The organism is Burkholderia semiarida (assembly GCF_029268935.1).
GTDB lineage: Bacteria > Pseudomonadota > Gammaproteobacteria > Burkholderiales > Burkholderiaceae > Burkholderia > Burkholderia semiarida.
In genome coordinates this window covers 463660-477642 of record NZ_JAHLCL010000003.1, presented here as the reverse complement: position 1 = coordinate 477642, position 13983 = coordinate 463660, and the positions used below count along the sequence as shown (strand labels likewise).

Annotated in this window: 15 protein-coding genes; 11 read left to right on the top strand and 4 right to left on the bottom strand. The window is 69.1% G+C overall.

Annotated elements, in window-relative coordinates; translation table 11 throughout:
* Positions 1–2: 2 nt before the first annotated feature.
* The gene (locus KPB06_RS05970; RefSeq protein ID WP_059583914.1) at positions 3–785 is read right to left on the bottom strand and encodes a helix-turn-helix domain-containing protein; all 783 of its coding nucleotides are present in this window, start codon (positions 783–785) and stop codon (positions 3–5) included.
* A 388-nt stretch (positions 786–1173) separates the two neighbouring features.
* Here KPB06_RS05970 and KPB06_RS05965 point away from each other — a divergent pair, with 388 nt between their 5' ends.
* Positions 1174–3024 carry a M24 family metallopeptidase gene (locus KPB06_RS05965; protein WP_059583913.1) on the top strand — a complete coding sequence of 617 codons (1851 nt, stop codon included), beginning with the start codon at positions 1174–1176 and terminating at the stop codon, positions 3022–3024.
* Positions 3025–3074: 50 nt separating this feature from the next.
* Here the strand turns inward: KPB06_RS05965 and KPB06_RS05960 are convergent, their stop codons facing one another.
* The 3 genes from KPB06_RS05960 to flgA all read right to left on the bottom strand — a co-directional run bounded on the left by KPB06_RS05960 (position 3075) and on the right by flgA (position 5244).
* Complete coding sequence (locus tag KPB06_RS05960) at positions 3075–3515, bottom strand: flagella synthesis protein FlgN (protein WP_059583911.1); 441 nt, start codon at positions 3513–3515, stop codon at positions 3075–3077.
* 79 nt (positions 3516–3594) lie between these two features.
* Positions 3595–3921, bottom strand: a complete 327-nt coding sequence (gene flgM, locus KPB06_RS05955; RefSeq protein ID WP_059583909.1) for a flagellar biosynthesis anti-sigma factor FlgM — start codon at positions 3919–3921, stop codon at positions 3595–3597.
* Between the two features lie 117 nt (positions 3922–4038).
* Complete coding sequence (flgA, locus tag KPB06_RS05950; protein WP_059583908.1) at positions 4039–5244, bottom strand: flagellar basal body P-ring formation chaperone FlgA; 1206 nt, start codon at positions 5242–5244, stop codon at positions 4039–4041.
* A 204-nt stretch (positions 5245–5448) separates the two neighbouring features.
* On the opposite strand from flgA, the gene flgB reads away from it, so the two are divergent.
* From flgB to KPB06_RS05900, 10 genes are all read left to right on the top strand, one after another.
* Complete coding sequence (gene flgB / locus KPB06_RS05945; protein ID WP_059583906.1) at positions 5449–5937, top strand: flagellar basal body rod protein FlgB; 489 nt, start codon at positions 5449–5451, stop codon at positions 5935–5937.
* Between the two features lie 40 nt (positions 5938–5977).
* Complete coding sequence (gene flgC, locus KPB06_RS05940) at positions 5978–6403, top strand: flagellar basal body rod protein FlgC (RefSeq protein WP_006485701.1); 426 nt, start codon at positions 5978–5980, stop codon at positions 6401–6403.
* A gap of 60 nt (positions 6404–6463) precedes the next feature.
* On the top strand, positions 6464–7210 hold the full coding sequence (gene flgD, locus KPB06_RS05935) for a flagellar hook assembly protein FlgD (RefSeq protein ID WP_059583904.1): 747 nt from the start codon (positions 6464–6466) through the stop codon (positions 7208–7210).
* 31 nt (positions 7211–7241) lie between these two features.
* Positions 7242–8486, top strand: a complete 1245-nt coding sequence (gene flgE, locus KPB06_RS05930; protein WP_059583903.1) for a flagellar hook protein FlgE — start codon at positions 7242–7244, stop codon at positions 8484–8486.
* 19 nt (positions 8487–8505) lie between these two features.
* On the top strand, positions 8506–9264 hold the full coding sequence (flgF, locus tag KPB06_RS05925; protein ID WP_059642437.1) for a flagellar basal-body rod protein FlgF: 759 nt from the start codon (positions 8506–8508) through the stop codon (positions 9262–9264).
* A gap of 34 nt (positions 9265–9298) precedes the next feature.
* The gene (gene flgG, locus KPB06_RS05920; protein WP_006485706.1) at positions 9299–10087 is read left to right on the top strand and encodes a flagellar basal-body rod protein FlgG; all 789 of its coding nucleotides are present in this window, start codon (positions 9299–9301) and stop codon (positions 10085–10087) included.
* Between the two features lie 20 nt (positions 10088–10107).
* Entirely contained in the window at positions 10108–10797 is a 690-nt protein-coding gene (gene flgH / locus KPB06_RS05915; RefSeq protein WP_059583900.1) for a flagellar basal body L-ring protein FlgH, read from the top strand.
* 5 nt (positions 10798–10802) lie between these two features.
* Positions 10803–11987, top strand: a complete 1185-nt coding sequence (locus KPB06_RS05910) for a flagellar basal body P-ring protein FlgI (RefSeq protein WP_060010306.1) — start codon at positions 10803–10805, stop codon at positions 11985–11987.
* Positions 11988–12977, top strand: coding sequence for a flagellar assembly peptidoglycan hydrolase FlgJ (gene flgJ, locus KPB06_RS05905; RefSeq protein ID WP_059608921.1), 990 nt, complete (start codon positions 11988–11990; stop codon positions 12975–12977).
* A gap of 216 nt (positions 12978–13193) precedes the next feature.
* Positions 13194–13949 carry a flagellar brake protein gene (locus tag KPB06_RS05900; RefSeq protein WP_059583897.1) on the top strand — a complete coding sequence of 252 codons (756 nt, stop codon included), beginning with the start codon at positions 13194–13196 and terminating at the stop codon, positions 13947–13949.
* The last annotated feature ends 34 nt before the right edge of the window (positions 13950–13983 follow it).

Here is a 13983-nt window from a genome sequence, read left to right as displayed (position 1 = left end):
CGTTACGGTTTCTTCCTGCGTGCCGGGGTCGCGGCCGCCGGGCGTTTGCCGGCGGCGGTGGCGCGCGCCTTCGCCGTCCCCTTCCTTTCGGCTGCGCCGGCCCTCGACGGCCGTGCCGCGGCGGCGTCGCGGCCATTCCGTTCGAGCGCCGGCGCGCGGCGGCGCGCGCGCGGCGCGCCAGCGGCCGGCTGCCCGATATCCGTCGTCGCGGGCACGCATTCCGCACCGCTGTCGTCGAACAGCGGCAGCGTGCTGACGGTGATCAGCTCGGCCGGCCCGTCGCCGACGTTGGCCACGCGATGGCGCTTGCGCGCGTCGAAGTGCAGCGAGTCGCCGGCCGTCAGCGGGTAATGCTTCTTGCCGACCGTGTAGCAGACGCGGCCGGCCAGCACGTACACGAATTCGTCGCCGCCGTGCGCGACCCATTCGGACCGGTAGCCTTCCAGCATCTGCACCTTGAGCGCGTTGATCTGGCTGCCGTCGAACGTGGTGGACAGCCGCTCGTACCACTGCGACGCGGCGTCGAGCGCGTACGGCCGGCGGCTGCCCTCGTGCGAATCGGGCTGCGCCTGGCGCGGCTGGTCGATCAGCGCGCCGAGCGGCACGCCCAGCGCCTTCGCGACGTTGACGAGCGACGACAGCGAGATGCCCGTCAGATGACGTTCGACCTGCGACAGGAACCCCACCGACAGTTTCGCTTCGGACGCGACTTCCAGCAGCGTCTTCTTCGCTTCCCGGCGCAGGCGGCGAATGCGCTGGCCGATACGCATGAGGTCTGAATCCATGAATCTCTTTCGTGTGGCAACGAGTCGGGACGCGGGCGAAGGGGCTAAGCGGCCGCCGGGGCGGGGCGGCGGCTGGGCCGGCGCATTGTACCGCGCGGCGTCGCCGGCCGAATTGGCGTTGTGCCGGGATCCGCGGGCGGGGCGCCGATTTTAGTCCTACGAAAATTTTGGCTTGACCTCGATTTCAGCGTGCTCTAGATTCTGTCGCGCATCAAACAAAGTTAAGTGAGACAAAAATTTTACCGAGGGCCTGCCGCCTGAACGGCGGCGCGGCCGCGGCCGCGCGTCGTGCCGTGCGTGACCTGAACCGCGGCGACGTGTCGTGTCAGGCAGGTGCGACGCCGCGACATGCTTCCGGCCGCCGACAACAACGCATAACGGGCATCCGATGATCGATCGACTGAAATACAGCTTCTCCGGCCTTCCCCCGTACGACGCGTCCGTCGCCGACACGCAGGCCGGCCTGTCGCGCCTGCTCGATGCCGCGCGGCTCGACGCGGTGGTAATCACGTCGCAGGACGAATACGTGACCGAATACCTGCCGCGCGGCAACAACCCGCGCTATGCGGTGTCCGGTTTCGACGGGTCGGCCGGCTGCGGAATCTTCCTGAGCGCGGCGACCGCGCAGGCGCTCGATCTGCCGCCGTTCGTGCTGTTCGTCGACGGCCGCTATCACTTCCAGGCCGACGAGCAGTGCGATCCGGCGCGCGTGCGCGTCGAGAAGCTCGGCATCGACGTGACGATCTGGCAGGCGATGGCCGACTGGCTGCTCGCGCACGCGAGCCGGCTCGCGCGTGTCGGCTACGACGCGCGGCGGATCAGCGTCGCGCAGCGCGACCGGCTGTTCGAGCAGACACGGGCCGCGTCGCTCGACTGGGCGAGCCTCGCCGATCGAGAGATCGATCGCGCGATCGCGCTGCCGGGCTGGAACGTCGAGCGGCCGATCTTCGAAATTCCGGCCGCGATGACCGGCGCGAGCGTCGCGCAGAACCTCGACGCGCTGAACCGCCGGCTCGCCGCGCATACCGGCGCGGCCGACGGCAGGACGGCGTTCTTCACGTGCGCGTCGGACGATCTCGCGTATCTGCTGAACAGCCGCGGCTATCACATCCCGAATGCGTCGTCGCACCTCGGCTTCCTGTTCGCGATCGGCGGCCAGGTGGCGCTGTTCTTGCCGGAAGGCTGCGACCGCTGCGAGGTCGCGCTCGATTCGTATCCGGCGCTGCACGTGATCCGGCGCGACGTCGCGGCGCTCGAACGGTTTCTGGCCCGGTTCGCGGTCGAGCACGTGTGCTACGGCTTCGAATCGGTGAACTGCGCGCTCGTCGACGCGGTGAAGCGCGTGTGGCCGCACGCGCGGCATGCCGATTTCAACCCGGTCGAGGCGATGCGGGCAAGCAAGACGCCGGCGGTGCTCGAGCGCTTCCGCGACGCGTTCGCGCGCAGCTCCACGGCGATCGCCGAGACGATGCGCTGGGCGAAGACCGGCGAGCCGGGCGTGCGCCACACCGAGTACGACCTCGCGCGCAGGATCAACGACGCGTACGGCGCCCGTTCGGCGGTCGCGCTGTCGTTCCCGTCGATCGCGGCGAACGGCGCGAACAGCGCGTTCGCGCATTACACGGCAGCGAGCACCGACGTCGAGCTGACCGAGGGCGAGCTCGTGCTGCTCGACAGCGGCGCGTACTACGAAGCCGGCTTCGCGACGGACTGCACGCGCGTCGTGCTGCGCCGCACGCGGCCGGAGACGGTCGCGCAGCCGTGGCAGCGCGAGATCTACACGGTTGCGCTGAAGGCCTGCATCAAGGGGCTCGTCGCGCGCTTTCCGGCCACGGCGACGGGCGGCGACGTCGATGCGCTGGTGCGCCAGGTGTGCCGCGATCATGGCCACGATTTCGGCCACGGCACCGGCCACGGCGTCGGGATCCACGTGCACGAGGGCGGCGTGCGGTTCGCGCCGGGCGCGACCTACGGGCTGGTGCCGAACGCGGTGATTTCGGTCGAGCCGGGCATCTATCTGCCGGGCAAGGGCGGCGTGCGGATCGAGAACATCGTGATCGTGCGGCCGGACGACGCGCAGCCGGGCACGGTGACGTTCGAGAACATCGTGACGGTCGGCTACGACTGGGACCTGATCGATCTCGATCTGCTGGACGACGCCGAGCGCGCGTACCTGCGCGACTACGAGCGGCTGTGCGTGGAACGCGGCACGCAGGTCACCGCGTGTCCGCTGTTGTAACGAAGGGGAAAGCAGGGAGCGTGGCCGCCGGGCGGCGCGACGCCGGCCGGTCAGCGCGCGAGCGCCGACACGCGCCCGTCGGGGCCGTACACGCCGGCCGGCGCGGGCGCCGAGCGCAGCACCGCGAGCGCGCGCTCGTTGTAGTCCATCCGGATCCGGATCAGCATCCCGTTGTTCGCATTGGCCTGGCGCGCGCGTTCGGCGGCCTGCTGCAGCAGTTGCCAGCGGCTCGCGAGGCGCGTATCGCGCTCGGCCGCCTGGTCCATGCCTTTCTTGCCGGCCGGAAAGCCGAGTGCGGAAAGCTGCGTGTCGCGCATGCGTTCGAGCTGCGCGAGCCGGTCGATCAGCGCGCTTTTCTTCTCGACGATCCCGGGCAGCATCTCGAGCGGCTCGGCCGTCGTCAGCGCCTTTTCCTCGTAGACGAGCAGGGACGCGAACGCCTCGACCGTCGCGTGTTCGTCGTTGACCGTGGCCAGCAGCTCTTCTCTCATCGCGTCATGCTCGTCACGCCGGTGCGCGCAGTGCTGCGCGCGCCGGCAAACCGGGGTGACCCGGCCACGAGGCCGGGGATTAGCTGCCCGGACGCTGCTGCTGCAGCAGCTCGCGGGCGGTGTTCAATACGCCGTCGGCAATCTTGTGCGCGTCGATCGTCAGCGTGCCGTCGTTCAGCGCGTCCTTGATCGACTGGACCAGGCCTGCGTCGATATCGGCGTCGCCCGATGCGGACACCGAACGCAACTGGCCGGACAGACCCGACAGGTTCACGGTCGCGTCGCCGCCGGTCGATCCTGCGTCGGCTGCCGGTGCGGACGGCTGGTCCGTGCCGGACGGCGCACGGGCCGCGCCGTTGCCGGTCGGCGCGAGGGGGCTCGGTTTCGGAGTGGAATCGATCTTCACGATGGGTTTCCTGTACGGTTTGACCCAGATAACGGCCGGGTCGGCCCGAACTTTAGCATCGCGAGCCCGACAGGCTCCGAATAAACAATTCTTTACATTTTTACGGCCGATCCGTCCCTACAGCGGAATTTCCACGGTGCCGGCGTCCTTGACGACCGCCGTGACGATCTGGCCCGCCGCCATCCGCACCCGCACCGACTGGCCGGGCGCCGCATTCGCGAGCGCGCTGCCCTCGGCCGAAATCGTGAAGCCGGGGCCGGCCGCGACGACCCGCACCGTCTGGCCGGCCGACACCGACGCCGCGCTCTTCAGCATGTCCTGCCGCAGCGGCAGCCCGGCCGAGATGCGCGCGAGCGCGGTCGCGCCGATCGCCTGCACCGGATCGGTGATCACCGCGAGCGGCAGCACCGTCAGGTCGCCGTCGCGCGCGACGAGATCGGCCGCGGAGAGCGGCTCGCCGGGCGCGATCTGGCGCGCGGCGACGTAATAGGTAGCCTGCACGGCGACCTTCGCCTGCAGGTAGACGGTCCACGGCCGCTCGCCCGCGCAGCGCACGCCGACCGTCGTGCGGCCCCACAGGCGCGCGCCGGTCGGCAGGAACGGTTCGAGCGTCGTGCACGCGGCGAGCCCGCGCGGAAAGGCGGTCGTGACCGTCGCGGTGGTCTTGCCGGGCAGGCCGGCGATCTGCTGCTGCAGGAACGCGAGGGCCGCGCGCCGGATCGTTTCGGGATCTTGCTGGCCGGGCGGCGTCGCGGGCGGGGGCGCGGCGGCAGCCGGGGCAGGGTTGGCGGAGGCGGCCGCCGTGCGCGGCGCCGCCGCGACCGACGCGGCGCGGGCCGCCGCGAGGCGGGCCGATGCTGACGGTTGCGGCGCCGGCCGCGCGGCATTCGATGCCGGCTCGGCCGTGCCGGCGACGACCGTCGCGATGGCGGCCGGGTCCGCCGCACGCGGCGGCGCGCCGTACCCGGCGTTCGCGCGGGCGGCTGCGTAGACGGGGACCGGCGCGGGAGCCGGCGCGGCGGCCGGCGGCGGCACGCTCGTCACGACCATCTGGCCGGCCGGTTGCGCCGCGTAGCCGGCGCCGGCCACGCGCTGCGCGCCCGAAGCGGAAGCGGCGCCCGCATTCGCGCCGAACTGCCCGCCGCTCGCCGCGTTGGCGTGCGCGAGCGCGGTTTCGGCCGTCTCGCCGCGTCCGGGAATCACGATCATCCCGTCGTCCGCGTGCACGGCGGGCGCGGCGATCCACAGCGCCGCGGCGAGCGCGAATGCACGCCGGACGTGCGTGAGCCGCCCGTTCCTGTCGCGAAGTGCGCCGCTCGTCATCGCCGTGTCCTCGATCCGTTGATTCGCTTCGCATTCTAGGGAGCGCGGGCGTCGCGCAAACGATGAATAGAGGGGGCCTTTGCCGCGTTATTCGCCCGATTGCCGGTTGCGTGCCGCGCCTACCATCGCTGTCATGGAAAAAAGCCGCTCGGGCCGCCATCCGGCGCGAGGGGCGTGCAGCGCTTCATACGGAGAGACGCACACATGCTGGACAAACTCGATGCGGAATTCGCGTTCGGCCGACAGGCGCTCGACGTGCGCGCCTACCGGCAGGAACTGCTGTCGTCGAACATCGCGAACGCCGACACGCCCGGCTACCAGGCCCGCGACGTCGATTTCGCGTCGACGCTCGCGCGCTCGCTGAAGCAGACGGGCGGCGGGCTCGCGCCGAGCAACGCCGCGCCACTGCCGATGGCGCAGCCGGCCGGCGTGACGAGCGGCATGTCGATGGTGTCGACGGCGCCGGGCCACATGGCCGGCACCGCGAAGCTGATCCCGACCGGCGGCCCGTCGGACGACTACGGCCGCGCGCAATACCGGATGCCGCTGCAGCCGTCGCTCGACGGCAACACGGTCGATCTCGACGTCGAGCGCGTGCAGTTCGCGAACAATGCGCTGCACTACGAAACCGGGATGACCGTGATGACCCAGCAGATCAAGGCGATGATCGCCGCGATCTCGACGAACTCGTAAGCGCCGCTTCCGAATCCGGACCCAAGCACAAGGAGCCTCCATGCCTTCGTTGATGAACATCTTCGGCGTCGCCGGATCGGCGCTGTCCGCGCAATCGCAGCGCCTGAACGTGACCGCGTCGAACCTCGCGAACGCCGACAGCGCGACCGGCCCCGACGGCAAGCCGTACAAGGCCAAGCAGGTCGTGTTCGCGACCGACCCGATGGGCGGCGCGCGCACCGCGTCCGGCCAGGGCGTGGGCGGCGTGCGCGTGACGAAGGTGATGGACGACCCGTCGCCGATGAAATCGACCTACGATCCGGCGAACCCGGCCGCCGACGCGAACGGCTACGTGCAGATGCCGAACGTCGATCCGGTGCAGGAGATGGTGAACATGATCTCGGCGTCGCGCTCGTACCAGGCCAACGTCGAGACGCTGAACACCGCGAAGACGCTGATGCTCAAGACGCTGACGATCGGCTCGTAAGCCGCGCGCCGACGACCCGACCGACCCGACACCGACAGTTCCGACAGAAGGCCACCCAGGATGACTTCCTCCAACACGACGATCGGCAGCAACGGCACCAACGTGTCGACGCTGCCGACCGACACGATGAACACCAACAAAGTGTCGTCGACCAACGGCACGTCGGCGAGCGACCTGCAGGCGACGTTCCTGAAGCTGCTCGTCACGCAGTTGCAGAACCAGGATCCGACGAGCCCCGTCGACAGTTCGCAGATGACGTCGCAGCTCGCGCAGATCAACACGGTGAGCGGCATCGCGCAGTTGAACACGTCGCTCACGTCGCTGTCGTCGCAGCTCGCGGCCGGCCAGCAGACGCAGGCCGCGCTGCTGATCGGCACCAACGTGCTTGCGCCGGGCAACAGCGTCGGCGTGAAGAGCGGCGCGGCGTCGCCGTTCGGCGTGTCGCTCGCGAACGACGTGTCGAACCTGACGATCACCGTGAAGGACAAGACGGGCGCCGTCGTCAACACGATCGACGCGGGCAAGCAGTCGGCCGGCACCGTGCCGTTCAACTGGACGCCGACGGACGCGGCCGGCAACGCGCTGCCCGACGGCACCTACACCGTGAGCGCGCAGTACACGGGCAGCGACGGCAAGACGTATGCGCCGACCGTGCTCGCGGCCGCGACGGTGCAGAGCGTGATCAAGCAGGCGGACGGCACCGCCGGGCTCGTGCTGTCGAACGGCACGACGGTGGGGCTCACCCAGGTTGCGTCGATCTTCCCGAACACGAAGTCGTCCTCGTCCGGCGACACCACCACCAACTGATTGATCGAGCTTTTTCCTAACGGAGACCGAAATGGGTTATCAACAGGGTCTGAGCGGCCTCGCCGGCGCATCGAACGCGCTCGACGTGATCGGCAACAACATCGCGAACGCGAACACGGTCGGCTTCAAGTCGAGCACCGCGCAATTCGCCGACATGTACGCGAACTCGGTCGCGACGTCGGTCAACACGCAGATCGGCATCGGCACGTCGCTGAACGCGGTGCAGCAGAACTTCGGGCAGGGCACGATCAACACGACGAACTCGTCGCTCGACGTCGCGATCAACGGCAACGGCTTCTTCCAGATGTCGAACAACGGCGTGACGACGTACTCGCGCGACGGCACGTTCCAGCGCGACAAGAACGGCTTCATCATCGACTCGCAGGGCCGTAACCTGATGGGCTACGCGGCCAACGGCGGCGGCGTGATCAACACCGCGCAGACCGTGCCGCTGCAGGCGCCGACCAGCAACATCGCGCCGACCGCGACGACCAAGATCACCGGCCAGTTCAACCTGAACTCGCAGGACAAGGTGCCGGCCAAGACGCCGTTCGACCCGAACGACAACACGACGTACAACTATTCGACGTCGATCCAGGTGTACGACTCGCTCGGCGGCTCGCAAGCGGTGAACATGTACTTCGTGAAGTCGGCGGCCGGCACGTGGGAAGCGTATGCGAACGTGCAGGGCGCCGCGACCCCGACCGACCTCGGCACGATCACCTTCGATTCGTCGGGCGCGATCAAGAGCACGACGCTGCCGGGCTCGACCACGCCGACCACGTCGCTCGGCCAGTTCGACTTCACGGTGCCGACCACCGACGGCTCCACGACGCCGCAACAACTGACGCTCAACCTGACCGGCACGACGCAGTACGGCGGCAAGAACGGCGTGAACAACCTCGCGCAGGACGGCTACGCGAGCGGCACGCTGACGACCTACACGATCGGCGCCGACGGCAAGCTGACCGGCAACTACTCGAACGGCCAGACCGCCGTGCTGGGCCAGATCGCGATCGCGAACTTCAACAACCCGAACGGGCTGGTGAACCTCGGCGGCAACCAGTACGCCGAATCGTCGGCGTCGGGCGTGCCGCAGGTGTCGGCGCCGGGCAGCACGAACCACGGCACGCTGCAGGGCAGCGCGCTCGAGAACTCGAACGTCGATCTGACGGCGCAGCTCGTCAACCTGATCACCGCGCAGCGCAACTACCAGGCGAACGCGCAGACGATCAAGACGCAGCAGACCGTCGACCAGACGCTCATCAACCTGTAAGCGCGGATAACCGGCAGCCATGGACCGACTGATCTATACGGCGATGACGGGCGCGTCGCAGTCGCTCGACCAGCAGGCGGTGGTCGCGAACAACCTCGCGAACGCGTCGACGACGGGCTTTCGCGCGCAGCTCGCGACGTATCGCGCGGTGCCGATGAATTTCGGCGACGGCAGCAACATCGACCCGACGACGACGCGCACCTACGTGCTCGCGTCCACGCCCGGCGCCGATTACGCGCCGGGTCCGATCACGCGCACCGGCAACCCGCTCGACGTGGCCGTGCAGGGCGCCGGCTGGCTGTCGGTGCAGACGGCCGACGGCGGCGAGGCGTACACGCGCGCCGGCAACCTGCACGTCGACGAGAACGGCCAGCTCGTGAACGCGAGCAACCTGCCGGTGATCGGCAACGGCGGCCCGATCTCGGTGCCGCCGAACGCGGAAGTGACGATCGGCAAGGACGGCACGGTGTCCGCGCTGATGCCGGGCGACCCGCCCACCGCCGTCGCGATCGTCGACCAGATGAAGCTCGTCAATCCCGACCCGGCCACGCTCACGCGCGGCAACGACGGGCTGTTCCGCACCGCCGACGGCAATCCGGCCGACGCCGACCCGAACGTGGTCGTCACGCCGAATTCGCTCGAAGGCAGCAACGTGAACCCGGTGACCGCGATGGTCGCGATGATCGACAACGCGCGCGCGTTCCAGCTTCAGTCGAAGCTGATCCAGACGGCCGACCAGAACGAGCAGACGGCGAACCAGCTGCTCAATTTCAGCTGAGCGGCACGGCCCTCGCTATCAGGAGAAGATTCAAATGAACCGTTCGCTCTACATCGCCGCCACCGGCATGAATGCGCAGCAGGCGCAGATGGACGTGATCTCGAACAACCTCGCGAACACCAGCACGAACGGCTTCAAGGCGTCGCGCGCGGTGTTCGAGGATCTGCTGTACCAGACCATCCGCCAGCCCGGCGCGAATTCGACGCAGCAGACCGAGCTGCCGTCGGGCCTGCAGCTCGGCACCGGCGTGCAGCAGGTCGCGACCGAGCGCCTGTACACGCAGGGCGGCCTCACGCAGACCGGCAACTCGAAGGACGTCGCGATCAACGGCGCGGGCTTCTTCCAGGTGCTGATGCCGGACGGCACCAACGCGTACACGCGCGACGGCTCGTTCCAGACCAACGCGCAGGGCCAGCTCGTCACGTCGAGCGGCTACCAGGTGCTGCCGGCGATCACCGTGCCGCAGAACGCGCAGTCGCTGACGATCGGCAAGGACGGCGTCGTGTCGGTCACGCAGCCGGGCTCGAGCAACGCGGTGCAGATCGGTTCGCTGCAGATCGCGACCTTCATCAACCCGGCCGGCCTCGAGGCGAAGGGCGAGAACCTGTTCGCGGAAACGACGTCGTCGGGCGCGCCGAACGTGTCGCAGCCGGGGCTGAACGGCGCGGGCGTGCTCAACCAGGGCTACGTCGAGGCGTCGAACGTGAACGTCGTGCAGGAACTCGTCAACATGATCCAGACGCAGCGTGCCTACGAGATCAACAGCAAGGCCGTGACGACGTCCGACCAGATGCTGCAGACCGTCACGCAGATGAAGAGCTAACCGGAAGTCCCGTCGTCGCCATGAAGCAGGTTCGCCTCCCCTCGTCAGCCACCGTCCGCGCCGCGTGCGCGGTCGCGGTGGCGGCGCTCGCCGGTTGCGCGCAGATTCCGCGCGACCCGATCATCCAGCAGCCGATGACGGCGCAGCCGCCGATGCCGATGTCGATGCAGGCGCCCGGCTCGATCTACAACCCCGGCTTCGCGGGGCGGCCGCTGTTCGAGGATCAGCGCCCGCGCAACGTCGGCGACATCCTGACGATCATGATCGCGGAGAACATCAACGCGACCAAGTCGTCGGGCGCGAACACGAACCGGCAGGGCAACACCGATTTCAACGTGCCGACGGCCGGCTTCCTCGGCGGGCTGTTCGCGAAGGCGAACCTGTCGGCGACCGGCGCGAACAAGTTCGCGGCCACCGGCGGCGCGAGCGCGGCGAACACGTTCAACGGCACGATCACGGTGACCGTCACGGGCGTGCTGCCGAACGGCAACCTCGTGGTGAGCGGCGAGAAGCAGATGCTGATCAACCAGGGCAACGAATTCGTGCGCTTCTCGGGGGTCGTCAACCCGAACACGATCTCGGGCGCGAACTCCGTCTATTCGACGCAGGTCGCCGACGCGAAGATCGAATACTCGTCGAAGGGCTACATCAACGAAGCCGAGACGATGGGCTGGCTGCAGCGTTTCTTCCTCAACATCGCGCCGTGGTGATGACGATGAGAACGACCCTGTTCAGCCGCCTGTCGGCCCACGCGCACACGGCCGCGCGGCTCGCCGTCGCGTTCGCGGCGGTGGCCGCCGCGTGCGTGCTCGGCGCCGCGCCCGCGCACGCGGAACGCCTGAAGGATCTCGCGCAGATCCAGGGCGTGCGCGACAACCCGCTGATCGGCTATGGCCTCGTCGTCGGCCTCGACGGCACGGGCGACCAGACGATGCAGACGCCGTTCACGACGCAGACGCTCGCGAACATGCTCGCGAACCTCGGCATCTCGATCAACAACGGTTCGGCCAACGGCGGCCCGTCGTCGCTGAACAACATGCAGCTGAAGAACGTCGCGGCCGTGATGGTGACGGCCACGCTGCCGCCGTTCGCGCGGCCCGGCGAGGCGCTCGACGTCACCGTGTCGTCGCTCGGCAACGCGAAGAGCCTGCGCGGCGGCACGCTGCTGCTCACGCCGCTGAAAGGCGCGGACGGCCAGGTGTACGCGCTCGCGCAGGGCAACATGGCGGTCGGCGGCGCGGGCGCCAGCGCGAACGGCAGCCGCGTGCAGGTGAACCAGCTCGCGGCCGGCCGGATCGTCGGCGGCGCGATCGTCGAGCGCGCGGTGCCGAACGCGGTCGCGCAGATGAACGGCGTGCTGCAACTGCAACTGAACGACATGGACTACGGCACCGCGCAGCGCATCGTGTCCGCGGTCAACGCGAGCTTCGGCCCGGGTACCGCGACGGCGCTCGACGGCCGCACGATCCAGCTCGCGGCGCCGGCCGATTCCGCGCAGCAGGTCGCGTTCATGGCGCGGCTGCAGAACCTCGACGTGAGCCCGGACAAGGCCGCGGCCAAGGTGATCCTGAACGCGCGCACCGGCTCGATCGTGATGAACCAGATGGTCACGCTGCAAAGCTGCGCGGTCGCGCACGGCAACCTGTCGGTGGTCGTCAACACGCAGCCGGTGGTGTCGCAGCCGGGGCCGTTCTCGAACGGGCAGACGGTGGTCGCGCAGCAGTCGCAGATCCAGTTGAAGCAGGACAACGGCGCGCTGAAGATGGTGACGGCCGGCGCGAATCTCGCCGACGTCGTGAAGGCGCTGAACACGCTCGGCGCGACGCCCGCGGACCTGATGTCGATCCTGCAGGCGATGAAGGCGGCCGGCGCGCTGCGCGCCGACCTGGAGGTGATCTAAATGGCAGCCACGCTCCCCAACGCAAACGACCTCACGCAGCGCTTCGCGCTCGACGTGCAGGGTTTCGATGCGCTGCGCGCGCAGGCGAAGCAGTCGCCGCAGGCCGGCGCGAAGGCCGTCGCCGGCCAGTTCGACGCGATGTTCACGCAGATGATGCTCAAGAGCATGCGCGACGCGTCGCCCGACGGCGGCTTGCTCGATTCGCACACGTCGAAGATGTACACGTCGATGCTCGACCAGCAGCTCGCGCAGCAGATGTCGACGCGCGGGATCGGCGTGGCCGACGCGCTGATGAAGCAGTTGCTGCGCAACGCGGGCGTCGGCGCCGGCGGCGCCGCGGCGGACGTTGGCGCGGGCGGCATGGGCGGCATGGGCGTGGGCGGCCTCGGCACGACCGGCAACGAAGGCGGCCTCGCCGCGATGAACGCGATGGCGAAGGCCTATGCGAACGCGGCGAACAACGGCGGCCTTGCCGGCGCGCGCGGCTATTCGGCCGGCAGCGCGCTGACGCCGCCGCTCAAGGGCGCGAGCGGCGTGCGCGACGCGGACGCGTTCGTCGACCGGCTCGCGGGCCCCGCGCAGGCGGCCAGCGCGACGACCGGCATCCCGGCGCGGTTCATCGTCGGCCAGGCCGCGCTCGAATCGGGCTGGGGCAAGCGCGAGATCCGCGCGACGGACGGCTCGACCAGCTACAACGTGTTCGGCATCAAGGCGAACAAGGGCTGGACCGGCCGCACCGTGTCGGCGCTGACCACCGAATACGTGAACGGCACGCCGCGCCGCGTGGTCGCGAAGTTCCGCGCGTACGACTCGTACGAGCACGCGATGACCGACTACGCGAACCTGCTGAAGAACAACCCGCGCTACGCGGGCGTGCTCAGCGCGAGCCGCAGCGTCGAAGGCTTCGCGCACGGGATGCAGAAGGCCGGCTACGCGACCGACCCGAATTACGCGAAGAAGCTGATCTCGATCATGCAGCAGATCGGCTGACGGCCCGCCCGCCACCGATTGGCCCCTTCGGACCGCGCCCGGCACCTTGCCGCGCGCGGTTTCAACGTTTGCGACAAATAAATGGCCGTTTCGATCTAAACTTTCGGTCAGCACTGCCGCTAAGTGTGAGAGACCTGCGACCGGGCCCCCGTTCTGGCCCGGTTTTATTGCGCACCGGTTGCCCCGGGCGCCCATGACAAGAAAGACCGGCTAGCCATGAATATCGAAACGTCGACGGACCCCAGCCTGGATGCAGGCCACTCCGGGCCCGACTATGCCCGCCGCAATCCGCTGGAAATCGGCGTGCAGCTGCGCAACCTGGTGAATCGCGGCGATTTCCTGACCGTCCAGTACCCGGGCGGCCAGCTCGTCACGCGTTTGCTCGAGGTCGACGTCGGCGCGCGGACGTTCACGTTCGACTGGGGCGCGTTGTCGGAGCAGAACGCCGGCATCCTCGGCGCGTCGCACTGCACGTTCGCGGCCGCGCCGGAGGGCGTGCGCGTCGAATTCACCACGGGCACGCCGCGCGAGACGCGCTACGAGGGGCTGCCCGCGTTCGTCGCCGATTTCCCCGACGTGCTGGTCTGCATCCAGCGCCGCGAATATTTCCGCGTCGACGCGCCGATCGTCGATCCGTTCCTGTGCCGCGGCAAGCTGCCGGACGGCGAAAGCTTCCTGTTCGAGGTGCACAACCTGTCGCTCGGCGGCGTGGGGCTGCGCACGGCCGACGAGCGCGTCGAGGCGCTCGAGGTCGGCACGCTGCTGCCGGACGTCGAGCTCGAGCTGACGGGCCACGGCAAGCTGTCGCTCGACCTGCAGCTCGTGTCGCAGCGTTCGACGCAGATGCCGAACGGGGCGCGGCGCTACCAGCTCGGCTTCCGCTACATGTCGCTGCCGGGCAGCGCGGAGAACACGCTGCAGCGGCTGATCACGCAGCTCGAAATGAAGCGCCGCTCGCTCGCGCGGGCCTGACGCGCCCCAGCGGGCGGCCCCCACGGGCGGCCCG

Bases quoted from the DNA above. Each gene is read 5' to 3' on its own strand.
- flgB (WP_059583906.1), top strand. From the start codon at position 5,449: ATGCTGGACAAACTCGATGCGGAATTCGCGTTCGGCCGACAGGCGCTC.
- KPB06_RS05965 (WP_059583913.1), top strand. From the start codon at position 1,174: ATGATCGATCGACTGAAATACAGCTTCTCCGGCCTTCCCCCGTACGAC.
- flgE (WP_059583903.1), top strand. From the start codon at position 7,242: ATGGGTTATCAACAGGGTCTGAGCGGCCTCGCCGGCGCATCGAACGCG.
- flgH (WP_059583900.1), top strand. From the start codon at position 10,108: ATGAAGCAGGTTCGCCTCCCCTCGTCAGCCACCGTCCGCGCCGCGTGC.
- flgD (WP_059583904.1), top strand. From the start codon at position 6,464: ATGACTTCCTCCAACACGACGATCGGCAGCAACGGCACCAACGTGTCG.
- flgJ (WP_059608921.1), top strand. From the start codon at position 11,988: ATGGCAGCCACGCTCCCCAACGCAAACGACCTCACGCAGCGCTTCGCG.
- KPB06_RS05960 (WP_059583911.1), bottom strand. From the start codon at position 3,515: ATGAGAGAAGAGCTGCTGGCCACGGTCAACGACGAACACGCGACGGTC.
- flgF (WP_059642437.1), top strand. From the start codon at position 8,506: ATGGACCGACTGATCTATACGGCGATGACGGGCGCGTCGCAGTCGCTC.
- KPB06_RS05910 (WP_060010306.1), top strand. From the start codon at position 10,803: ATGAGAACGACCCTGTTCAGCCGCCTGTCGGCCCACGCGCACACGGCC.
- KPB06_RS05900 (WP_059583897.1), top strand. From the start codon at position 13,194: ATGAATATCGAAACGTCGACGGACCCCAGCCTGGATGCAGGCCACTCC.
- flgC (WP_006485701.1), top strand. From the start codon at position 5,978: ATGCCTTCGTTGATGAACATCTTCGGCGTCGCCGGATCGGCGCTGTCC.
- flgG (WP_006485706.1), top strand. From the start codon at position 9,299: ATGAACCGTTCGCTCTACATCGCCGCCACCGGCATGAATGCGCAGCAG.
- flgA (WP_059583908.1), bottom strand. From the start codon at position 5,244: ATGACGAGCGGCGCACTTCGCGACAGGAACGGGCGGCTCACGCACGTC.
- KPB06_RS05970 (WP_059583914.1), bottom strand. From the start codon at position 785: ATGGATTCAGACCTCATGCGTATCGGCCAGCGCATTCGCCGCCTGCGC.